Source organism: Paenirhodobacter sp. (assembly GCF_047600745.1).
GTDB lineage: Bacteria > Pseudomonadota > Alphaproteobacteria > Rhodobacterales > Rhodobacteraceae > Rhodobacter.
Map to the genome: position 1 here is coordinate 345,523 of NZ_JASGKI010000006.1, position 22,511 is coordinate 368,033.

Sequence of the window (22,511 nt, forward strand, 5' to 3'; positions counted from 1 at the left end):
CTCGCCGCCGGATCAACCCGCCCGGACAGATCGGAAAGAAGCCATTCGTCCGGGGAGGCCAATGAGCGCAACATTGCTGTTCGGCCTCTGCCGGGAAGACATGGCGACGGGAATCGACGCCGCTGGTCGTATGTTTCCGCGCCCGGAAGATATCGTCCCCCCTGCGGCTCGGCCTTGGCGGCCTGCTCCCGCAGCGTATTGCCCGCACAGGCTGAGCCGGGGAATGACCGGCCATGCCGCGTGTCCTCCCGGGTCCGGCCGCAAGTCTGTCAATCGCCGGAGCGGCCGGGAATATCCGGGATATCTTCCAGCCATGGCAGGGCGGAAGCGCACCAGATCTGTGATGTCGGCCTCAACTGGCTGCGTTGACTCAGGGTGCCGGTTCGGATGCCGATTTCACGTGCCGCCGCTCCCTCACCGGTCGTGTAGATCGGCGTGCCGCATTCCTGGCAGAAGAACTGCAACCTTCGTTTGCCGTTGTCTCCGGTCTTTATGTAACAACGCGGAGCGGCGCCGGTCAGCCGGAATGCCTCGCGCGGGACTGTCGCGGTCACGCGAAAAGCACTGCCGGTCAGTTGCTGGCAGTCCGTGCAATGGCAGATCGACACCTGTTTCGGGTCGATCTCTGCCAGGTAGGTGATATGGCCGCAGTGGCAGCGTCCGTCGACTTTCACCCCCGTCTCCGCCTTTCGTCATGATTGTCCGGCCCATCCTGTCATGGGCAACAGAAAATGAAATCCCCTGCCATCTTGAAACTTTGGGCACTCTTTGACTTTTGTGACCGGACTGCTTTCGCGAATGTCGCGGGGGGGGGGGCAGGAAAGCGGATGGGACGGCTTCAGCGGACGCTTTTCTCGGCTGGCAGGTGATGCAGCAGCGAGGAACAGGCCCCCATGATATGGCCATGGACGCATTCGGCCGCCCGGTCGGCATCCCCGGACCGGCAGGCGGCGAGGATCTCGCGGTGCTCGCGGTCGGCGGTCGCCTGCCCATGCGAGAGGCTCAACTGGATGCGCAGGTAGCGTTCCAGCCGATCGTTGACCGAACGGATCACGCTGACGAGAAACGGCCTTTGTGCGTCCAGATAGAGGCGGCTGTGGAACTTCCAGTTCAGCGCCGACCATTGCGCGACATCGGTTTCGCGGGCGAAAGCGTCACAGAAGGCCTCGGCCTCGGCGAATGTTTCGGGCGTCATATGTGGCACTGACAGCCTGATGGCATTCGATTCCAGAATGGCGCGGGTCTCGAAGATCTGGGCGATTTCCGGTTCGGTCAGTGCAATGACGACGGCGCCCTTGTTGCGCTGAAACGCGACAAGTCCCTCGGCCTCCAGTCGCTTCAGCGCCTCCCGGACGGGGATCTTGCTGACGTTGAACAGGCGCGCGACATCATCCTGACGGATCGGTTCGCCTTCGTCCAGCGAACCGTCGGCAATGGAATCGCGAATGAATCTCAGGATGATATCCGAGGCGGTGGGGGCCTTTCCAAGGTCGGGCACCTCTGCTTCCCTGAATGGCATCCCTTACCTCCCGCCTTGTCATGAACGTGCGAAGGATATGGTAGTCGATATTTGGCCGCAAGAGACGGCCGCTGCGCGTATTGACAGCAGGGGCTGGTTTCGCCAATCTTAATATCGTATACGAAATATAATGCTGACAGCCTCCGATGCAGGGAAAGCAAATGCGGACGTCGAGAATAGTGCATATCGTCTCCTGCCACGCCGAAGGCGAAGTGGGCGACGTCATCGTTGGCGGTGTGGCGCCGCCCCCGGGAGAGACGGTCTGGGATCAGGCACAGTGGATTGCCGCGGACGGGGGGCTGCGGAATTTCGTGCTGAACGAGCCGCGTGGCGGGGTGTTTCGGCATGTCAACCTGCTGGTGCCGCCCAAGGATCCGCGCGCCCGGATGGGCTGGATCATCATGGAGCCTGCGGATACGCCGCCGATGTCTGGGTCGAATTCCATCTGCGTGGCGACGGTGCTTCTCGATACCGGGATCGTTCCGATGCAGGAGCCGCTGACCCGCATGATCCTTGAACCGCCGGGCGGGCTGATCGAGATCGAGGCCGAATGCAGGAACGGCAAGGCAGAGCGCATCCGGGTGCACAATGTGCCCTCCTTCGCCGACCGGCTGGATGCGCGGATCGAGGTCGAGGGGCTGGGCACGCTCACGGTGGACACCGCCTATGGCGGCGACAGTTTCGTACTGGTGGATGCGGCCTCGGTCGGTATGCGGATCGTTCCCGATCAGGCGCGCGACCTAGCCGAATGGGGGGTGCGGATCACGCGCGCCGCCAATGAGCAACTGGGCTTCCGGCATCCGGCAAACGACTGGAGCCATATCTCGTTTTGCCAGTTCACCGACCCGCTGACCGAAACGGACGGGGTGCTTTGCGGCAGGAACGCCGTGGCGATCCGACCGGGCAAGATCGACCGCTCTCCGACCGGGACCGGCTGTTCGGCGCGGATGGCGGTGCTGCATGCGCGCGGGGAAATGAAGGTCGGGGACCGCTTCATCGGCCGGTCCATCATTGACACCACCTTTCATTGCTCGATAGCTGAAGAGGTCGATCTGAACGGCAGGCGGGCGATCCGCCCGGTCATCTCGGGGCGGGCCTGGGTGATCGGCACCAGACAGCTCATGGTGGACCCCGACGATCCGTTTCAGAGCGGCTATCGTCTGTCGGATACCTGGCCGATGGGCCTGTAAAAGAGGTGTATTTTCATGGCAAGCAGCAAGGCCCCGCGGCTTCTGTCCTATGATGCCGCCATCGGTCGGCTCGACTGGCCCGGCGCGGTGGAGGCGTTGCGGCAGGGGCATGGCCTGCCGCGGGCGCAGATCGCGGATGTGTTCCTCGGCCCGCCCACCGGCACGATGATGAGCCGCTCGGCCTTCATTCCGGGGCTGGGCTACGGCGCCAAGACCTTCACCGTTTTTGACGGAAATGCCGCGATCGGCCTGCCCACGGTGCAGGGCGCGATGCTGGTTTTCGACAGCGAAACCGGAGTGTTGCAGGCGGTCGTGGACAGCCCTCTGGTCACCGAGTTCAAGACCGCCGCCGATTCCGTCCTGGGCGCCAGCCTGCTGGCGCGCCCTGACAGCCGCCACCTTCTGATCGTCGGGGCGGGCACCGTCGCGGCCAGTCTGGTGCGGGCCTATACGGCGGTGCTGCCGGGGATCGAGCGGGTTACGGTCTGGGCGCGCCGGGCGGAACAGGCGCGGGAGCTGGTCGCGGGGCTGAAGGGCATCGGCGCCGATCTGGCGGTGACCGAGGATCTGCAAACGGCGGTCGGGCAGGCCGACATCATCTCTTCCGCCACGATGGCGCGGCAGCCGGTGATCCTGGGCGACTGGGTTCGCCCCGGGACGCATGTCGATCTGATCGGCGCCTTCAAGGCCGACATGCGCGAGGCGGACGATGCGCTGATGGCCAAGGCATCGCTGTTCGTGGACAGCCGCGAGACGACCCTGAACCATATCGGCGAATTGCTGATCCCCATCGCCTCGGGTGCGATCACGCGCGACAGCGTGCGGGGCGATCTCTACGATCTGGTGCGCCCCGGTGCGCTGCGGCGGCAATCGGGCGAAGACATCACCGTTTTCAAGAACGGCGGCGGCGCGCATCTGGACCTGATGATCGCCGTCTGGATCGCCCGGATGCTGGCCGATTGAACCATGCCTGTCCTTTGCCGGGGGGGAACGCCCCAGCATGATCTCGCGCGCCGTCTTCTGGTGACCCCGCGTCAGGAAAACGACGCAACCGGCGGGCCGAAGAGACTTTCATCGGGGATGATCCCGAGACCGGTCCCCCGGGGCAGGGCGATATGGCCGTCCGTGATGCGGATGCCGTTCCTGTCGTCGTAATTCCCGGAGATATAGGGCTGTGCGACCCAAACGCCTTCGTTCAGGCGCGGCAGGACGGTGGCGCCGATATGGGTGCAGGCGGCGGCGATGATGTCTCCGCCCCAGGCGTCGTCGCAGGTGTGCGGCAGGGTCCGCGCCTCGCAGATATCGCGGAAGGCCCGCATGGCCTGCAACCCGCCGATGCGCGTCACCTTCATGCCGAAGCCATCGCACAGCCCCTGTCCGGCGGCGCGGATCACCGTCGAGAGGTCTTCGCCGTTTTCGTCCAGATAGATGCCGTGATGAACGCGACCACGAATGGCGGCGATTTCCTCAAGCGTATTGCAGGGCTGCTCCAGAACGAAGGGGATCTCGGGGCATTCGCGGCTGAGCCGCAAAACGTCGCGGGCGGGCAGGCTGCGGTTGCCGTCCACTGCAAGCCGGGTGCCGGTGCCGCGGATGCGCTCCCAGACCTTGCGGACGGTTTCGATATCCAGTTCGACCGGGCGCGAGCCGATCTTGATCTGTAGGCGCGGGAAGCCATCGGCCACCTTCTCCGCCGCGATGCGGGCAATCTCATCGGGTTCGCCGATGCCGGTCGCGTAATACGAGGGTACGCGCTCCGCCGCGACGCCGCCCAGCAGTTCGGCCACGCGCAAGCCGTAATGCTTGCCCATCAGGTCATGCACGGCGATGTCGATGGCTGCTTTTGCATAGTTGTGCCCGCAGAGCAGCCCGTCCATCCTGCGCCGCAGGATCAGCGGTTGCAGCGGGTCGGCGCCGATCAGGCCGGGCGCCATCTCGGCCAGCGCAGCGCGGGCGCCGGCGGCGTGGCTGGGCGCATAGGTCGGGCCGACCGGGCAGGTCTCGCCCCAGCCTGTCAGCCCGGTGTCCGCGACGATCTTGACCAGCGTGGTTCGCAGTGACCAGACCGTCGAACTGGCGATGGTATAGGGACCATTCTTGACCGGAAGGTCGTGCGCATACAGGTGGATTTCGGAAATCTTCATGGCCTGTCCTTGTGGGATCGAATGAGGGGATTCAGCGACCATCGGTCCTGTTACAGGTCGATGGTCACGTTGCCGATCGGCCGCGAACAGCAGGCGAGGATATAGCCCGCCTCGACATCCTCGTCGGTGATGCCGCCATTATGGACCATGTGGACCTGACCCGAGAGTTTCTGCACCTGACAGGTGCCGCAGATGCCCATTCCGCAACCGGAGGGAATGGGGATGCCCGCCGCCCGCGCTGTGGCCAGGATCGTTTCGGTCTCCGCCGCGCGCATGGTCTTGCCCGAAGCCGCAAAACGCACCTCCGCGAGGGCGTCGTGCTGAGGCACGACATCCTCGGGCACGGTCTCGGCCTCGACCGGCGGAGCGCCGAAGCTCTCCTGATGATAGCGCGCCATATCGTAGCCCAGCCCGTGCAGGATGCCGCGCACCGCCTGCATGAAGGGCTCGGGTCCGCAGCAATAGACGTCGCGCTCCAGGTAGTCGGGCGCGACAAGGCCCAGCATCAACTGATTGAACATGCCGCGAAAGCCGGTCCAGGGGCGGTAGGGATCAGGTTCCTCGACGATCCATTTCGGGTCGATCCCGGGCGAACGGGTGGCCATATATTCCAGCCCCTCGCGGAAGATGACCTCGGACGGGCGGCGGGCGCAGTTGACGAAGACGATATCCGGATCAACCCCGGAATCGTAAAGGAAGGTCGTCATCGACATCATCGGCGTGATGCCCGACCCCGCCGAGATGAACAGGTATTTCCGCGCCGGATCGCGCATCATCGAGAATCTGCCCGCCGGTCCCCGCGCCTTGATCCGCATACCGGGCCGCAGATGGTCGAACATCCAGCGCGTGCCAATGGACTCCTTCTGCGCCTTGACCGTCACCGTCAGCGAGGTCGGACGCGAGGGTGAGGAGGAGATCGTATAGGTGCGGTGCAGCACCCCGCCGGGCAGGGGCAGTTCCAGCGTCAGGAACTGCTCCGGATCGAAGCTGAACAATGCGCCCGAGGGGCTGCGGAAACAAAAGGTCATGACATTCGGCGCCTCCCGAAGAAAGGAAGCGCATTCGAGGTCCTCGGCATCGGTCCAGAAGGCCAGCGCCGGTTTCATTCGGCGGCCATGCGGGTGGGGGCGGTCGCCTTTTCCATCCAGTCGGCATACCAGTCGATGAACTGGATCACGCCGCTTTCCCAGTCGGGCGAATAGGGACCGGGGATATAGGCGGGGGAAAGGATGCCGTCCTGATTGGTCTCGACGATCTCGCGATCCTCGTCATTCGTGGCAATCCAGACCTCGGTGAGACGGTCGAAGTCGTAATCCACGCCCTCGACCGCATCCTTGTGCACGAGCCATGTCGTCGTCACCTCGGTCTCGGTCGGGCTGATCGGCGTGACGCGGAAGGTCAGCGAATGGTCCGGCAGGAAGTGGTTCCAGGTCGAGGGGTAGTGGAAGACCATCAGGGAACCGGCATCGGGTTTTGCGACGCGGCCCAGTTGCCGGGCGACCGCCGCCTTGCCGTCCATCGTGTAGCTGACGGCGGTTTCCTGTAGCGGCATGCGCGCCAGCCGGAATTGCCCGTCGCCGTTGATCAGGAACTGTGCCGGGGCGCCGATTGCGGCACAGGCATCGAAATGGTCCTGAATCCGCTGCGACAGCGACCCGTCCGCCGACACACCCGCAACCTCCGGGTCCAGCGGGAAGGACCGGCACAGCGCCGGGTGGTTGCCGCTGCAATGATAGCATTCGCGGTTGTTTTCCCAGACGAGTTTCCAGTTGCCCTTCTCGATGATCGAAGACGTATGGGCGACCTTGGCCTCGGACAGGTCGTGGACCGCCAGATAGGGTTCGGCCTTCCGGGCGAAATCCTCGAAATCCGGCGGGGTGTCCGACAGGCAGATATAGATCAGCCCCTTGAGATTGCGCAGCGCCACCGGGCGCAACCCATGCTGTGCCGGATCGAAATCAGGTCCCATGCTGTTCGCCCAGAGCAGCTTGCCGTCCAGATCGTAGGTCCATTGGTGGTAGGGGCAGACCAGCTTCGCCACCTGACCCTGACGCTGCTTGCAGACGATCGAACCGCGATGGCGGCAGGTATTGTGGAAGGCGCGGATCTCGCCGTCGCGGCCCCTGACGATGACGATGTTATAGGCGCCGACCCGCAGCGTCGCATAGCTGCCCGTCTTGACCAACTGGCAGGCGGGGATGGCATAGAGCCATTCCCTGTAGAAGATATACTCAAGGTCGAGCTGATAGATTTCCGGCGAAACATAGAAGGGCTGCTCCAGCGCATGCCCCGGACTCCGGCGGGTGAGGAGATCTGGCAGATTCGGATCGGTGGCGGACATGTCGGCTTCCATATGATGAAGGTGAATCTGCATGGACGTTCCATCGGGGGTGGCATCTTGACAACGGCATAAAAATTCACCCTGAGTTAGATCATCTAATCTGAGAGCGATAAGGGGACATTGGTTGCCCAGGCCCTATGACCTTTCTTCCATGACCGCGCTGATATGTTTCGAGGCTGCCGCCCGGAACATGAGCTTCAAAGTCGCCGCAAGCGAAATTAATGTCACCCCGGCTGCCGTCAGCCATCAGATCAAGGCGCTGGAACAGGATCTGGGCTGCGCGCTGTTCATCCGTCGGCATCGCGGCGTTGAGCTGACCGAGAAGGGCGCCTTCCTGCTGGTTGCGCTACAGCGCAGTTTCGAGACGATCTCGGACACCGTGGCGCACCTGCGCGCGCGCCCCGAAACGGTAGACGTGACCATCCGTGCCTCGACGGCGATCAGCGCGCTTTGGCTGACGCCAAAGATCGGCGCCTTCTGGAGGATTTATCCGGAAATAACGGTGTCGCAGATCATCTCCGATGTGCCGGGTTCCGCCGGGCGGCATGACCTCAGCATCCGCTACGCCATTCCGCAGGACAATGGCGAAGACTGGCGCCCGCTGTTTCACGACCGGATCTTCGCGATCGGCACGGAGCGGTTCCGGCAGGAGCATGGCATTCGCAACGTGGCCGATCTGCTGACCGCGCCGCTGATCCACCTGCGAAGCGAGGAAAACGACTGGACGGGCTGGTCCGATTGGTTCGCGGGGCTGGATCATCCGGCGCCAAGGGGGCGCAGTCTGCATGTGAACAATTACATGATCGCCCTGCAAGCCGCCGAAGACGATATTGGTGCGGTTCTGGGTTGGGACGGGCTTCTGGGCAATCTGCTGGATCAGGGGCGGCTGGTCCGGCTGGTGCCGGAGAGCATTCCGTCGCCCGCCGGATTTTACCTGACCGTCCATCCCCGCGCCTCGGCCAAGGCGCGGCTGTTTGCCGACTGGCTCTGCTGACGCGCCCGAAAGGCGCTACGGCTGACGATAGACCCGCGCGGTATCCGCTTCGAAGTGGCGCAATTCCTCCGGCCGCCGGGTTTCGGACCAGCCGAGAGCGGCGGCGGCGATCTGCGACAGGTCTTCGGCCCGGCTGCGGCCAAGGTCTGGGTCCAGCCCGTCGGGCAGGCGGCGGCGGATCAGGTCGGCCAGCCGCACGACAGGTTCGCGCGCGAGCCGCTGGCCGATGTCCTCTTCCGGCACGGGTATCACGCCCCGGGGTTCCGGCCCGCGTTTGCCCAGCCGGTCTTCGACCGCGCGCGCCACCTTCCGCGCCGCATGGCGGTGCAACATGATCGTCGAGCCGGTGACGGCAAGCAGCCCGGGCCGCGCCGCCTCCTCGGTCACCTCAACCGGCAGGCTGGTGACCTTGCCGTCGCGGGTCGAGGTCGGGCGCACGCCGCACCAGCAATGCACCACATCCGCGCGGCTCAGGCGCAGGTCGGGGAACAGGTGATTGGCCTCGGCGAGGATATAGTCGATCTCGGCGTCCTCGACGCGGATGTCGTCGGGGTTCGCGGTGACTTCGGTCTCGGTCGGGCCGATGAAATGCAGGTCGCGCCAGGGGAAGACGTAATAGGGCTCGCCCTTGCTGGAAAAGGCTTCGAGCCCCTGCCCCCGGAACGCTTCCGGCAGGCGGACCATGACGTTGACGCCCTTGACCCCGATCACCCGTCGCCTGCCGGTGCCGCCGCCCGGCACCCGGTCGATCCACGGACCGGCGGCATTCACCATCAGAGGCGCGCGGACCTGCGCCTGTCCCTGCATCCCGGGCGCGCATTCGTCCAGCGTGACCTGCCAGCCCGCGCCCGCGCGGCTGATCGCGGTGACTTCGGCATAGGTGCGCAGCGTGGCGCCGCGCCGCTCGGCATCGAGCGCGGTATCGACACAGATCCGCTCCGGCCAAGCATACATATATTCCTCGAACACGCCCACGCCCCGCAGCGGTCCGCCAAGCGCCGCCGCCAGCGCGCTTTCGCGCCCCGCCTGCTGTGCGGTCAGGCGGCGATAGGCCAGCGGCACCCGCCAGCCGTCCAGCGCCGCGACCAGACGAAAGCCGATGTCGACCAACCAGGGCGGATAGCGGTCGCCCGGGCGGAACGGATAGTGGAAGCGGTGCTTCGTCAGGTGGCCCGGCATGTCGCGCACCAGCTCCGCCCGGCAGCGCATGACATCGCGGGTATAGCGCAGCCGCTGGACCATATCGCCGGGGCGGAAGGGCATCTGCCACAGCGGATAGCGCGCGGCGAGATAGCCCAGCCCGGAATAGAGCATCCGGCTGGATCGCGACGAGGTGCCCGCCCCGATATCGCCCCGGTCCACCAGCAGGGTGCGGAAGCCGCGCCCCGCCAGTTGCCGCGCGCTGGCGCAGCCCACGGCCCCGGCACCGATGACGATCACGTCGTAATCCGTGCCGTCGAGACTGGCGATGTCAGGGCGCGTCATGCCGGGTTCCCCGCATCCCGGGTCATCTGGCGTGACTTCTCGGTTGCCGCGGTGAGAGCTGCCTCAATGGCCTGGTTGAAACCCGCAGCCTCGGCAGCGTCCAGTCCCGCCTCGGTGGGGCCGCGATAGGCACGATAGGCGGCAAGCAGGGCGGGGGCCTCGGTGATGCGGCCTTCCAGCAGCCGGGCGCCGCCGGTGACCGCAGCCTCGGCCGCGCGCCATGCGGTGGCCTCGGAAACGCCCTGTGCGCGCATGAAGCCGGCCATCGCTGCGGCCATGAGCGCCGGATAGGCCGCGCCCGAGCCGGGGAGCGCGGCCATCAGGTCGATTTCGGCTTCGTGGGTAAGTTCGTCGGTGGTGCCGATGGCCGAGAGCAGGTGGCGCACCGTGTCGCGGTCTGCATCGGTCACGCCTTCGGAGGCCCAGAACGGCGAATAGGAGGCACCGATCCCGGCGGCGGCGTTCGGCATCGCTCGCACGATCCGGCCGCCACAACCGGCCAGCGTGGCCGCGTCCACCCCGGCCATGAAGGACAGGACCAGCCGCCCTTCGGCCCGCAGCGTCAGCCTTGACCAGTCCTCGGGCCGCACCGAGACCACGATCACATCGCTTTGCGCCGCGAGATCCGCCACGTTTCGCGCCCAGATCACATCGGCATGACCGTGGTAGTCAGCGTGCGGGCCACTCCGATTGAGCAACACCAGATCGCCCGGTCGGACGATCTGGTTCGAAAGCAATCTGGCACCTAGGGCCGACCCGAGCCAACCGGTGGCGCCGATGATGCCGATCTTCATGCCCTTGCCCCGGTATATGCGTCGATGGCGGTCTGGAACGGGAGCCAGCCGATGATCTGGCCGTTGTCTTCGACCTGAAGGGCCTGTGTCTGATGCGCGCCCATGGCCTTCAGCGCCTCGGCGAGGGTGGCGGTGGCGGGGATGGTCGGAGCGACCGCCGTGCCGGGCGGAGCCATGACGGAAGCGACCTTGAGCACCTTGCCACGATCGACATGCTGGACGAAATTGGCGACGTAATCATCCGCCGGACGCATGACGATATCCTGCGCGGTGCCCTGCTGGATCACCGATCCGTCGCGCAGGAGCGCGATGCGGTCGCCGATACGCAGGGCCTCGTCGAGGTCGTGGGTGATAAAGACGATGGTCTTGCGCACCTCCTGTTGCAGGTCGAGCAGCACCGTCTGCATGTCGTAGCGGATCAGCGGGTCCAGCGCGGAATAGGCCTCGTCCATCAACAGGATCGGCGCGTCATTGGCCAAAGCCCGCGCCAGCCCCACCCGCTGCTGCATCCCGCCGGACAACTGGCTCGGATAGCTCTTCTCGAACCCCTTCAGGCCAACGCGCTCGATCCAGCGCATCGCGGTGCGATAGCGGTCGGCCTGCCCGATGCCCTGCACCTCCAGCCCATAGGCGGCATTGTCGAGCACGGTGCGATGCGGCAGGAGGCCGAATTTCTGGAACACCATCGCGGTCTTGTGCCGGCGGAAGTCGCGCAGTTCCTCGGGCGACATCTCGACGACATTGCGCCCCTCGACCACGATTTCCCCGGCCGTCGGGTCGATCAGCCGGTTGATGTGGCGGATCAGGGTGGATTTGCCCGAGCCCGACAGCCCCATGATCACCTGGATGCTGCCCGCCGCGATGGAGATGTTGATGTCACGCAGGCCAAGCACATGGTGGCGATCGCGCTGCAATTCGGCCTTCGTCATGCCGGCGCGGACAACTTCAACCTGCGCCGCAGGATCCGGGCCGAAAATCTTGTAAAGGCTGCGGATTTCAATGCCGATGGGATCAGTCATGGCTGGCCTCGCGATGCTTTTGCAGCCGCTTGCCCCAGGCCTGGCTGATGCGGTCGAACAGAATGGCGATGCCGACGATGGCAAAGCCGTTGAACAGGCCGAGCGTGAAATACTGGTTCGAGATCGCGCGCAGCACCGGCTGGCCCAGCCCCTGCACCCCGATCATCGAGGCGATCACCACCATCGCCAGCGCCATCATGATGGTCTGGTTGATGCCCGCCATGATGGTGGGCAGGGCGAGCGGCAGCTGCGCCTTGATCAGCTTTTGCCACGACGAGGAGCCAAAGGCATCGGTCGCCTCCAGCACCTCGCGGTCGACCTGCCGGATGCCGAGGTTCGTCAGCCGGATCATCGGCGGCAGGGCATAGATCACCACCGCGATCAGGCCGGGCACCCGGCCGATGCCCAGAAGCATCACCACCGGGATCAGATAGACGAAGCTCGGCATCGTCTGCATCACATCCAGAACCGGGTTCAGGATCGCCTGCGTGCGCGGCGAGCGCGCCATCAGCACCCCGAGCGGCAGGCCAATGGCGATGGACAGCAGCGTGGCGGCGAGGATCATCGACACGGTTTTCATCGTGTCGGTCCACATGCCGAACATGCCGATCAGGACCAGCGTCACCACCGAGCCGATGACGATCCGCCAACTCCGGCTCGCCCCCCATGCCAACCCCGCGACGATCAACAGGATCACCGGCCAGGGCGTGTTCAGAAGCAGCCGCTCGAACCAGATCAGCAGCGTTTGCAGCGGGCTGAAGAACCCCTCGATGACATCGCCATAAGAGCGGGTAAAGCTGCGGAACCCGTCGTCGATCACCTTCTTCAGGTCACGAAGAAAGCCGTCGCTCAGTTGCGGAAAGGTGGTGAAAACGCTCATGGGGTGTCACCGGCGCAGCGCGCAAGAAGTAATGACATGCTTGTTTTCCCTGTCGCGACATATGGTCTTGCTGCCCGGTTCGTCGCAATGCCCCGGGCGGCTGGATGAAAGTGCGAAGGACGCCGGGTTCGGCCTCGCGACACGGGGTCCGTTTTTCCTGTTCGTCCCGGTTTCCCGAGGCTGGCCTTTCGGAAACGCCCCGGGGTTCTACCAAAACGCCGCCCCGGGGCGCCCGCAGACGGGCTTACAGTGCCGCCTTGATCTTCTCCGCCGCCTCGGGCGTGACCCATTGAGTCCAGATTGCTTCGTTGCTGCGCAGGAATTCGCGCGCGCCATCCTCGCCCGTGGCCTGATTGTCGGTCATCCAGGCCATCAGCGCGTTCACCGTGGCATTGGACCAGGACCGTTTGGACAGGTAATCCATCACCTCCGGCGGGGCGGCGTCGGCAAAGCCCTTGGCAACGACGGTCTGCACCTTGTCAGTGGGCCAGTCGTTCTTCTTCGGCTCGGCGCAATCGGCATTGGAGGTGCAGGCCTTCCATTCCTCCGGATCGAGCGGCACGCCGTGGCCCAGCTTGACCATCTCATAGCGACCGAGCAGCGCGGTCGGCGCCCAGTAATAGCCGACCCAGCCCTGCCCGCGCTCATAGGCGCGCGCGATAGAGCCGTCGAGTCCCGCCGCGGAACCGCTGTCGATCAGGTTGAATCCGGCCTCCTCCGCACCGAAGGCCTTGAACAACTGGCCGGTGACCACCGTGCCGCCCCAGCCCTGCGGCCCGTTGAAGATCGCGCCCTTCGACGGGTCCTCCGGATCGGGGAACAGTTCGGGATGCTTCAGCAGATCGTCGATGGTCTTCAGGCCGGGGTTGGCATCGGCGATGTATTTCGGAATCCACCAGCCCTGCACCGCCCCATCAGACAGGATGTCGCCGGTGACGACGATCTTGTTCTCGGCAAGGCCCGCCTGGATCACCTCGGGCACCAGATCGACCCAGCCTTCCGGAGCGATCTCGGGCTGGCCCTTTTCCACCATCGAGGTCAGCGTCGGCACCGTATCGCCCTGAATCACCTCGGCATCGCAGCCATAGCCGTTGTTCAGCACGAAGGCGTCCAGCGCGGCCGCAACTTCGGCGCTCTGCCAGTTCATGCTGGCGATCGTCAGCCTGCCGCAATCCGCCGAGGCGGTGCCGGCCAGCGCCATGAAGGGCAGCGCGGCGATGGTGCCCAGAAGAAAGGATCGTTGCATTTCGGTCTCCCTGTCGCGACTCTTACAATCTTGCTGACCCGGGATGTCGCATTGCCCGGACGGCTGGATGGAGGAAACCTCTAGGTCGGGACCGCGCAGGATCTACCGCGGGCGGGCCGAACTTTTGACGCGGGCCTGGAACCGGGCGAGTTCGCGCGGTGCGGCGGCCTGCCCCGTATAGATTTCGATATAGGCGGGGATGCGGGCGAGGCGGGTGTCCGTATCTTCCTGCGCACGCATCGAGATATAACCGATCTGGGTCAGATAGATGGTGCGTGCACGGACATCGGCCTCCTGCTCCTCGCATCCCCATCGGGTCAGCATGTTGCGCAGGGCCACCAGCCGTTTTTCATCCGCCGCCGCGAGGCGCGCCTCCACCTTTTCGTCCTGCAAGGACCAGCCCCGCACGACGAATTCCAGTTTGCTGTCGAACAGGCCGCAGAGAAAACAGGCCAGGACGTTCAGCATCCCCTCGGCCAGCGTTTCGGCATATTCCTGTGTCGCACGGATCAGCGGATCGGTCGTGCGTTCCTCCCACCCCTCGATCAGGGCAGTCAGCAGCGCCTCGCGATCCTCAAAAAACCAATAAAAACTGGTGCGCGACAGATTCAGCCGCTTCGCCAGAGGCTGAATCTTCACCGCGTCGATGCCGCCTTCGATCAACGCCTGATAGCCGGCCTCCAGCCAGCCCCTGCGTGATCCGCGCCATCCCGTTTCTGCCGTTTCTGCGAGGTTTTCCATATCCAATGGCTAACCCGGTCCCTGATTCGGTTCAATTGGAATGTTCCGCTCTGATCTTTTTTTGTGCACATATGATTTTCAATAGTTCACTTGTGAATTTATAATTGACACATATGAACATTACTTCGATCCTGAAATTCGACTCTCCACCCTTTCACAGGCAGATCCGATGTCGAACGATCCCCTTTTGCAGCCTTTTCAACTGAAGCATCTGACGCTTCGCAACCGCATCATGATCACCAGTCATGAGCCCGCCTATCCCGAGGACGGGATGCCGAAGGACCGCTACCGTGCCTATCATGTCGAGCGGGCAAAGGCGGGTGTCGCGCTGACGATGACGGCGGGATCGGCCTCGGTCTCGCGCGACAGCCCGCCGGTGTTCAACAATATCCTGGCGTGGAAGGACGAGGTTGTCGGCTGGATGAAGAAGCTGACGGACGAATGCCACGATCACGGCTGCGCGGTGATGATCCAGTTGACGCACCTTGGCCGCCGCACCCGTTGGGACAAGGCGGACTGGCTGCCGGTCGTCTCGCCCAGCCATGAACGCGAAGCGGCGCACCGTTCCTTTCCGAAGAAGCTGGAGGATTGGGATATTCAGCGCATCATCGGCGACTATGTTGATGCCGCCGAGCGGATGAAGGCTGCCGGGTTGGACGGGCTGGAGCTGCAAGCCTACGGGCACCTGATGGATCAGTTCTGGTCGCCGCTGACCAACGACCTGGACGGCCCCTATGGCGGCAGCCTGGACAACCGCCTGCGCTTCACCTTCGACATTCTGCGCGGCATCCGGGAACGCTGCGGCGAGGATTTCCTGCTGGGCGTGCGCTATACCGGGGATGAGGACCTGCCCGGGGGCTTCGACGCGAAGGACGGGATCGAGATCTCGCAGAAGCTCAAGGACAGCGGACTGGTCGATTTCCTGAATGTGGTGAAGGGCCATATCGACACCGATGCGGGCCTCACCGACGTGATCCCGGTGCAGGGGATGCGGGGCGCGCCGCATCTGGAATTCGCCGGTCAGATCCGCAATGCCACCAACTTTCCGACCTTCCACGCGGCCAAGATCCCCGACGTGCCGACGGCGCGTCATGCCATCGCCGCAGGGTTGGTGGATATGGTCGGCATGACGCGGGCACACATGGCAGACCCTCATGTGGTGCGCAAGATTGTCGAGAAGCGCGAGGATGATATCCGCCCCTGCGTCGGCGCGAACTATTGCCTCGACCGGATTTATCAGGGCGGCATGGCGTTTTGCCTGCACAACCCCGCGACGGGCCGCGAAGAGACGATGCCGCAGACCATCCCGGCGGCGGAGGTGAAGAAGCGCATCACCATCGTCGGCGCCGGTCCCGCAGGCATGGAGGCGGCTCGAGTCGCTGCCGAACGCGGCCATGCCGTCACCGTCTTCGAAGCAGCCGATCAGCCCGGCGGGCAGATCCGTCTGACCGCCCTGCAAGAACGGCGGCGGGAGATGATCTCGATCATCGCCTGGCGGCAGGCGATGTGCGAAAAGCGTGGCGTCACCTTCAACTTCAACACCTTCGCCGATGAAGGCGACGTCCTGGCCACGAACCCCGACGAGGTGATCATCGCGACCGGGGGCCTGCCTCATACCGAGGTTCTGACGAGTGGCAACGATCTGACCTGTTCGGCCTGGGACGTGCTGTCGGGGGATGTCAGGCCCGGGCGGGATGTGCTGATCTACGACGATGCGGGCGATCACGCTGCGCTCCAAGCCGCCGATCTGATCTCGGCCACCGGCGCCCGGGTCGAGATCGTCACCCCCGACCGCAGCTTCTCGCCCGAGGTGATGGCGATGAATTCTGGTGCCCTACATGCGCAACCTGCAAAAGCGCGACACCACATTCACCGTGACCTGGCGGCTGATCTCGGTGACGCGCGAAGGCAACAAGCTGCGCGCGGTTCTGGGCAGCGACTATGGCGGCGTCACCCGCGAGCGGGTCGTGGATCAGGTCGTGGTGAACCACGGCACCCGACCGCTGGACGACCTGTATTTCGCGCTCAAACCGCTGTCGTCGAACCTCGGAGAGGTGGATTACGAAGCATTGACCACCGGGCGGTTGCAGGCGGTCCGTAAAAACCCCGAGGGCGGCTTCCGGCTGTTCCGCATCGGCGATGCGGTGGCCGCGCGCAACACCCATGCCGCGATCTATGACGCGCTACGGCTGGTCAAGGATCTCTGACCCAACAGGCGATGGCCGACAGGAACAACCGCAATGGCACGATGCAAGGCCCTGCAAGACTTTCTCGATCTCGCGTTGCCGGCGATGCAGGCGCGCGCACGGGATGGGGGTTCCCCGGCCTCCCTGTGCCGTATCGTCGGCGCGATGCGGCATGTCGGCGCCCCCGGCGCCGAAGCCGCCACGCTGCCGGTCTGCCAATGGCTTGGACCTGCGCTCGACTGGCAGGGGGATTTTGCCAGGCTGCCGGCGGCCATTCGTGCGTTGTCTCCGGACCTCTGCTGGCGGCGGCGGAGCGGCGATACGACTGCCAGCGCGAATTTCGCCGACAATCATGCCAATGCGATGCTGCTCGGCCCGGGCGGCATCGAGGAGCGCCGCGATATCTGGATCGGGCTGAGCCTGCTCGCGCCGCACACACGCTATCCCGACCATCGACACGCGCCGGAAGAAACTTATCTGGTGCTTTCGCCCGGGCAATTCCGCAGGAATGGCTCGGATTGGTTCGAACCGGGGATCGGCGGCAGCTTCTTCGTCCCGCCGCACGCGGTTCACGCCATGCGTTCCGGCGACGTCCCGCTGCTTGCGCTTTGGGCGTTATGGGCGGGGCAAGAGGTTTCGGCCGCTCCGATCGGAGGATGAACATGAAGGTTCTCGTTCCGGTGAAGCGGGTTGTCGACTATAATGTGAAGGTCCGTGTGATGGGTGACGGGTCTGGTGTCGACCTTTCGAATGTGAAGATGTCGATGAACCCGTTCGACGAGATCGCGGTGGAAGAGGCGATCCGGCTGAGGGAGAAGGGCCGGGCCGAGGAGGTCATCGCCGTCTCGATCGGTGTCAAGCAGGCGGCGGAGACGCTGCGCACCGCGCTGGCGATGGGCGCCGACCGCGCCATTCTCGTCACCGCTACGGACGATGTGCAGCAGGACATCGAGCCTTTGGCGGTGGCGAAGATCCTCGCCGCGGTGGCCAGGGCGGAAGGCGTACAGCTCGTCATCGCCGGCAAGCAGGCGATCGACAACGACATGAACGCCACCGGCCAGATGCTGGCGGCGATCCTGGGCTGGGCGCAGGCGACCTTCGCCAGCAAGGTGGAGATCGAGGGCGAGGCGGCCAAGGTCACCCGCGAGGTGGACGGCGGGTTGCAGACCATTGAGGTCAAGCTGCCCGCCATCATCACCGCCGACCTGCGCCTGAACGAGCCGCGCTACGCTTCGCTGCCGAACATCATGAAGGCCAAGAAGAAGCTGCTCGATGAGAAGGCCGCCGCCGATTACGGCGTCGACGTCTCGCCGCGGCTGGAGGTGGTCTCGGTGCGCGAGCCCGAGGGCCGCAAGGCCGGCATCAAGGTCGGCTCGGTGGACGAACTGGTCGGCAAGCTGAAGGAAGCGGGGGTGATCTGATGGCTGTTCTTCTGGTTGCGGAAGTGACGAACGGGGTGCTGAACCGTGACGCGACGGCGAAGGCGGTGGGTGCGGTCAAGGGCCTGGGCGATGTCACGGTGCTCTGCGCCGGCGCCTCGGCCCGCGCCGCGGGTGAGGAGGCGGCAAAGATCGCCGGCGTCGCCAGGGTTCTGGTCGCGGAAAACGCGCTCTACGGCCACCGCCTGGCCGAGCCGACGGCGGCGCTGATCGTGGGCCTTGCCGGTGATTACGACCACATCGCCGCCCCGGCGACCACGGACGCCAAGAACGTCATGCCGCGCGTGGCGGCGCTTCTCGACGTGATGGTGCTGTCGGACGTCTCGGCCGTGATCGACGCGGACACGTTCGAACGGCCGATCTATGCGGGCAACGCCATTCAGGTGGTGCGCTCGAAGGATGCCAGGAAGGTCTTCACCATCCGCACAGCGAGCTTCGACGCGGCGGGCGAGGGCGGTTTGGCCAGCGTGGCGGAGACCGCCGCCGCCGCCGATCCGGGCCTGTCGGCCTGGGTTGCCGACGAGGTAGCCGAGAGCGACCGCCCCGAGCTGACCTCGGCCAAGCGGGTGGTCTCGGGCGGCCGCGGTCTGGGCTCGAAGGAGAGTTTTGCCATCATCGAGGCACTTGCTGACAAGCTCGGGGCCGCGGTGGGGGCAAGCCGCGCGGCGGTGGATTCGGGCTATGCGCCGAACGACTGGCAGGTGGGCCAGACCGGCAAGGTGGTGGCGCCGGACTTGTATGTCGCGGTCGGCATCTCGGGCGCGATCCAGCACCTTGCGGGGATGAGGGACAGCAAGGTGATCGTTGCGATCAACAAGGACGGGGAGGCGCCGATCTTCCAGGTCGCCGATTACGGGCTGGTCGGAGACCTGTTCACCAATGTCCCAGAACTGACACAGAAGCTGTAGGGGAAGCCATGACGGATACCCGGATCACATCGTTCCTCGCCAGCGTCGGTGCGCATTTCGACGGCGCCTTTGCGCATATGACCCTGCCCAAGGGGCTGGCCGAGCGGATCAAGGCCACGAACTCGATCTATCGGGTGACCTTCGGCGTCCGGCTGCGCGGCGAGTTGATCAGCTTCACCGGCTGGCGCGCGGTGCATTCCGAACAGATCGAGCCGGTCAAGGGCGGGATCCGCTACGCGCCGGACGCTACCGGTGAAGAGGTCGAGGCTCTGGCGGCGCTGATGACGCTGAAATGCGCAGTCGCAGGCGTGCCCTTTGGCGGCTCGAAGGGCGCACTTTGCATAGATCCGCGTGAATGGACCGAACTGGAACTGGAAAAGATCACCCGCCGCTTCACGCAGGAACTGGCCCGGCGCGGGTTGATCAGCCCGGGCCGCAACGTCCCGGCGCCCGATATGGGCACGGGCGAGCGCGAGATGGCCTGGATGGCGGATGAATATCGCCGGATTTCGCCTCTGGAAACGCTGAACGCGGCGGCCTGCGTCACCGGCAAGCCGCTGTCGCGCGGCGGCATCGCCGGGCGGACCGAGGCGACCGGGCGCGGCGTGGCCTATGTGCTGGCCGAACATTGCGGGGCCGAAGGGTTGGCGGGCAAACGGATCGTCATCCAGGGCTTCGGCAATGTCGGCTCGCATGCCGCCCATGTGCTGGCCGAGGAATACGGCGCCCACATCACCGGCATCATCGAGCGCGACGTCTTTCTGTTCCGCGAGGACGGCATCGACATCGCAGCGCTGCGCGCCCACTTGGCGCAGGGCGGCGCGCTGGCCGGTTTCGGCGGCGCCGAGGTGCAACCGGTCACGCCCGAGGCGCTTTGCACGGACTGCGACATCCTGATCCCGGCGGCGCTGGAGAATGTCATCACCAGCGAGAATGCCGCGCGGATCAAGGCGCGGATCGTCATCGAGGCCGCCAACGGGCCGATTGATTTCGAGGCCGACCGGATCCTGTGGGAGCGCGGCATCACCGTCATCCCAGACCTCTGCGCCAATGCGGGGGGCGTGATCGTCAGCTATTTCGAATGGGTCAAGAACCTGACGCATATGCCCTTTGGTCTGATGGAGCGGCGGATCACGCAGCGCCGCTTCTCGCATGTGGCGGACCTGATCCAGTCGGCAACGAGCCAGGCGATCCCCTCGCGCGTGCGGTCCGATCTGGCTGACTCCGGGTCGGAGCTTGACCTGGTGCGCTCGGGCCTTGAGGAGATGATCCGCGCCGCCTATCGCCGCATCGCCCAGAGGCTGGCCGAACAGCCCGAACTCGGCTCCCTCCGCCGCGCGGGCTATGTGCTCGCCATCGAAGAAGTCGCCAACGCCTATCGCGACCTCGGAATTTAGGGGACGGGCGCTCTTTATGCTGTCGAGACGGCAAACCGATCAACCAATTGATATGAGACTGAAGGAGAATTCGAAATGAGAACCCGTGCTGCGGTAGCTGTCGCCCCCGGAAAACCGCTTGAAATCATGGAAGTGAACCTCGACGGCCCGAAGGCGGGGGAGGTTCTGGTTGAGATCAAGGCGACGGGTATCTGTCATACCGACGAATTCACGCTTCTCGGGCGCCGATCCGGAGGGGATCTTCCCCGCGATCCTGGGCCATGAAGGGGCGGGGATCGTGCTGGAAGTGGGCGAGGGCGTCACCACGCTGAAGCCCGGCGACCATGTGATTCCGCTCTACACCCCCGAATGCCGGCAGTGCCCGAGCTGCCTGAGCCAGAAGACGAACCTCTGCACCTCGATCCGGGCGACTCAGGGGCAGGGGCTGATGCCGGACGGGACCACGCGGTTTTCGATGCTCGACGGCACGCCGATCTACCACTACATGGGCTGCTCGACCTTTGCGCAGCACACGGTGGTGCCGGAAATCGCGCTGGCGAAGATCCGCGACGACGCGCCCTTCGATAAGGTCTGCTACATCGGCTGTGGCGTCACCACCGGCATCGGCGCGGTGATCAACACGGCGAAGGTCGAAATCGGCGCCAAGGCGGTGGTCTTCGGCCTGGGCGGGATCGGGCTGAACGTGATCCAGGGCCTGAAGATGGCCGGGGCAGACATGATCATCGGCGTCGATCTGAACAACGACAAGAAGGAATGGGGCGAGCGCTTCGGCATGACCCATTTCGTCAACCCGAAGGAGATCGACGGCTCCGTCGTTCAGCACATCGTCAACATGACGAAGACGCCCTTCGATCAGATCGGCGGCGCGGATTACAGCTTTGACTGCACCGGCAATGTCAAGGTGATGCGCGATGCGCTGGAATGCACCCATCGCGGCTGGGGCGTTTCGGTCGTCATCGGCGTCGCGCCCGCCGGGGCCGAGATCCAGACGCGGCCGTTCCAACTGGTGACGGGCCGCGTGTGGAAGGGCACGGCCTTCGGCGGCGCGCGCGGCCGGACCGATGTGCCGGGCATCGTCGACTGGTATATGAACGGCAAGATCGAGATCGACCCGATGATCACCCACACCCTGCCGCTCGAACGCATCAACGAAGGCTTCGACCTGATGCACAGGGGAGAATCCATCCGCGCTGTGGTGGTGTATTGATCGCAGGGCAAAGGGCGGATCAACCCCACCCCTATCGGAGATAGGCGTCGGTCTTGGTCCGCCGTTATTATGGTCTTCCGTCTCTCAGTGCACTCGCCGTGTTCGAAGCCGCGGCGAGGCATTCAAGCTTCAAACTGGCGGCACAGGAGCTGAACGTAACGCCGGATGCGGTCAGCCGTCAGATAAAATCCGTCGAACAGGAGCTTGGTGCGCGGCTTTTCGTCCGAAACGGTAAGGGAGTTGTGCTGACCAGCGCCGGAGAAGACCTGTTTCGCGCGCTGGCCAGCGGTTTTTCTCGCGCCGCAGGGGTCGTCCGCTCGATCAAGGACGGAGAAATTACGAACAATGTTGCCATCTCCTGTAGCGATGTTTTTGCAACGATATGGCTCATTCCAAGAATGTCGGATTTCTGGAGCAGACATCCGGGGATTCTCGAAGATCATGTCGTTTGGGAGAATGTGCGAAATTATCGTCGTAGCGATGTCGAACTGCGCATTCGATATGGCTCCGGCTCATGGTCTGGTGAAACGGTAGAACTGCTTTTCGATGTCTGGGTTTACCCGGTATGCAGCCCGGAGTTCGCCCGGGATCACAAAGGGGCGACAATCGGCGATCTGGCCGATTTGCCGCTTCTGAGTGTGAAATGGGTCGAATCCGATTGGTTAGGTTGGGAAGAAATTCTGTTTCGTGGCGGGATCAAGGCAGAGGCGCTGAGGGGGCGGCGCTTTGGTAAATTCAGCATCGCCCTGCAAGCCGCCGTGGCGAACCAGGGATTGGTCATCGGGTGGCACCGGATAGTCTGGCCACTTGTCGAGCGGAGAGATCTGGTACGGTTCAGCGACCTGATCATGCCGGCGCCGGGGGCTATTATCTCACTTGGAACAGCGTGCGCAAGCTGTCCGAAGCGGCTGAGGTCGTGCGCGAATGGATACGCCAAGTGCGGGCGTTACCCTACCCGACGGGGCGCTCGCTCTGACTGCATGTCACGCCTTCCCGGTTGACTTCAGATCAACTCGCCATG

General features: G+C 64.5%; 19 protein-coding genes and 2 pseudogenes. 10 read left to right on the forward strand and 11 right to left on the reverse strand.

The features are described from left to right. Nucleotides 1–269: 269 nt before the first annotated feature. Together QM789_RS20995 and QM789_RS21000 are read right to left on the reverse strand one after the other, a co-directional pair. Complete coding sequence (locus QM789_RS20995) at nt 270–674, reverse strand: GFA family protein (RefSeq protein ID WP_420353771.1); 405 nt, start codon at nt 672–674, stop codon at nt 270–272. A 164-nt stretch (nt 675–838) separates the two neighbouring features. After that, nucleotides 839–1,498 carry a GntR family transcriptional regulator gene (locus QM789_RS21000; protein ID WP_420353772.1) on the reverse strand — a complete coding sequence of 220 codons (660 nt, stop codon included), beginning with the start codon at nt 1,496–1,498 and terminating at the stop codon, nt 839–841. Between the two features lie 182 nt (nt 1,499–1,680). Between QM789_RS21000 and QM789_RS21005 the strand changes: the two genes are divergently transcribed. Continuing rightward, entirely contained in the window at nt 1,681–2,709 is a 1,029-nt protein-coding gene (locus QM789_RS21005; protein WP_420353972.1) for a trans-3-hydroxy-L-proline dehydratase, read from the forward strand. Between the two features lie 15 nt (nt 2,710–2,724). Beyond that, the gene (locus QM789_RS21010) at nt 2,725–3,672 is read left to right on the forward strand and encodes an ornithine cyclodeaminase family protein (protein WP_420353773.1); all 948 of its coding nucleotides are present in this window, start codon (nt 2,725–2,727) and stop codon (nt 3,670–3,672) included. Between the two features lie 71 nt (nt 3,673–3,743). Here the strand turns inward: QM789_RS21010 and hpbD are convergent, their stop codons facing one another. From hpbD to QM789_RS21025, 3 genes are read right to left on the reverse strand one after another with little or no spacing between them, the layout of a single operon-like run. Next, nucleotides 3,744–4,853, reverse strand: coding sequence for a 4-hydroxyproline betaine 2-epimerase (gene hpbD, locus QM789_RS21015; protein ID WP_420353774.1), 1,110 nt, complete (start codon nt 4,851–4,853; stop codon nt 3,744–3,746). Between the two features lie 50 nt (nt 4,854–4,903). After that, nucleotides 4,904–5,959, reverse strand: coding sequence for a 2Fe-2S iron-sulfur cluster-binding protein (locus tag QM789_RS21020; protein WP_420353775.1), 1,056 nt, complete (start codon nt 5,957–5,959; stop codon nt 4,904–4,906). Next, nucleotides 5,956–7,227, reverse strand: a complete 1,272-nt coding sequence (locus QM789_RS21025; protein ID WP_420353776.1) for an aromatic ring-hydroxylating oxygenase subunit alpha — start codon at nt 7,225–7,227, stop codon at nt 5,956–5,958. Before QM789_RS21025 ends, QM789_RS21020 begins: the two co-directional genes overlap by 4 nt. A 118-nt stretch (nt 7,228–7,345) precedes the next feature. On the opposite strand from QM789_RS21025, the gene QM789_RS21030 reads away from it, so the two are divergent. Beyond that, nucleotides 7,346–8,188: a LysR substrate-binding domain-containing protein gene (locus tag QM789_RS21030; protein ID WP_420353777.1), complete on the forward strand. Its 843-nt coding sequence runs from the start codon at nt 7,346–7,348 to the stop codon at nt 8,186–8,188. Between the two features lie 15 nt (nt 8,189–8,203). Here the strand turns inward: QM789_RS21030 and QM789_RS21035 are convergent, their stop codons facing one another. The 6 genes from QM789_RS21035 to QM789_RS21060 all read right to left on the reverse strand — a co-directional run bounded on the left by QM789_RS21035 (nt 8,204) and on the right by QM789_RS21060 (nt 14,353). After that, nucleotides 8,204–9,673 carry an FAD-dependent oxidoreductase gene (locus QM789_RS21035; RefSeq protein WP_420353778.1) on the reverse strand — a complete coding sequence of 490 codons (1,470 nt, stop codon included), beginning with the start codon at nt 9,671–9,673 and terminating at the stop codon, nt 8,204–8,206. After that, complete coding sequence (locus QM789_RS21040) at nt 9,670–10,467, reverse strand: pyrroline-5-carboxylate reductase family protein (RefSeq protein ID WP_420353779.1); 798 nt, start codon at nt 10,465–10,467, stop codon at nt 9,670–9,672. Before QM789_RS21040 ends, QM789_RS21035 begins: the two co-directional genes overlap by 4 nt. Further along, nucleotides 10,464–11,486 carry a quaternary amine ABC transporter ATP-binding protein gene (locus tag QM789_RS21045; protein WP_420353780.1) on the reverse strand — a complete coding sequence of 341 codons (1,023 nt, stop codon included), beginning with the start codon at nt 11,484–11,486 and terminating at the stop codon, nt 10,464–10,466. The genes QM789_RS21040 and QM789_RS21045 overlap by 4 nt, the downstream gene beginning before the upstream one ends. Next, nucleotides 11,479–12,366, reverse strand: a complete 888-nt coding sequence (locus tag QM789_RS21050) for an ABC transporter permease (RefSeq protein ID WP_420353781.1) — start codon at nt 12,364–12,366, stop codon at nt 11,479–11,481. Before QM789_RS21050 ends, QM789_RS21045 begins: the two co-directional genes overlap by 8 nt. 244 nt (nt 12,367–12,610) lie before the next feature. Next, a complete protein-coding gene (locus QM789_RS21055; protein ID WP_420353782.1) occupies nt 12,611–13,612 on the reverse strand; it encodes an ABC transporter substrate-binding protein in 1,002 nt (333 codons plus the stop codon). A gap of 102 nt (nt 13,613–13,714) precedes the next feature. Further along, nucleotides 13,715–14,353, reverse strand: coding sequence for a TetR/AcrR family transcriptional regulator (locus tag QM789_RS21060; protein ID WP_420353783.1), 639 nt, complete (start codon nt 14,351–14,353; stop codon nt 13,715–13,717). A gap of 169 nt (nt 14,354–14,522) precedes the next feature. Here QM789_RS21060 and hpbA point away from each other — a divergent pair. The 7 genes and pseudogenes from hpbA (at nt 14,523) to QM789_RS21095 (ending at nt 22,491) form a co-directional block, all read left to right on the forward strand. Beyond that, nucleotides 14,523–16,560: pseudogene (hpbA, locus tag QM789_RS21065) on the forward strand (N-methyl-L-proline N-demethylase HpbA). A 33-nt stretch (nt 16,561–16,593) separates the two neighbouring features. Next, nucleotides 16,594–17,199 carry a dimethylsulfonioproprionate lyase family protein gene (locus QM789_RS21070; protein ID WP_420353784.1) on the forward strand — a complete coding sequence of 202 codons (606 nt, stop codon included), beginning with the start codon at nt 16,594–16,596 and terminating at the stop codon, nt 17,197–17,199. Between the two features lie 2 nt (nt 17,200–17,201). Continuing rightward, a complete protein-coding gene (locus tag QM789_RS21075; protein WP_420353785.1) occupies nt 17,202–17,960 on the forward strand; it encodes an electron transfer flavoprotein subunit beta/FixA family protein in 759 nt (252 codons plus the stop codon). Next, the gene (locus tag QM789_RS21080; protein WP_420351094.1) at nt 17,960–18,886 is read left to right on the forward strand and encodes an electron transfer flavoprotein subunit alpha/FixB family protein; all 927 of its coding nucleotides are present in this window, start codon (nt 17,960–17,962) and stop codon (nt 18,884–18,886) included. Before QM789_RS21075 ends, QM789_RS21080 begins: the two co-directional genes overlap by 1 nt. 8 nt (nt 18,887–18,894) lie before the next feature. Beyond that, a complete protein-coding gene (locus tag QM789_RS21085) occupies nt 18,895–20,283 on the forward strand; it encodes a Glu/Leu/Phe/Val family dehydrogenase (protein ID WP_420351095.1) in 1,389 nt (462 codons plus the stop codon). 75 nt (nt 20,284–20,358) lie between these two features. Next, a pseudogene (locus tag QM789_RS21090) lies at nt 20,359–21,490 on the forward strand (S-(hydroxymethyl)glutathione dehydrogenase/class III alcohol dehydrogenase). 53 nt (nt 21,491–21,543) lie between these two features. Then, nucleotides 21,544–22,491, forward strand: a complete 948-nt coding sequence (locus QM789_RS21095; RefSeq protein WP_420353786.1) for a LysR family transcriptional regulator — start codon at nt 21,544–21,546, stop codon at nt 22,489–22,491. The last annotated feature ends 20 nt before the right edge of the window (nt 22,492–22,511 follow it).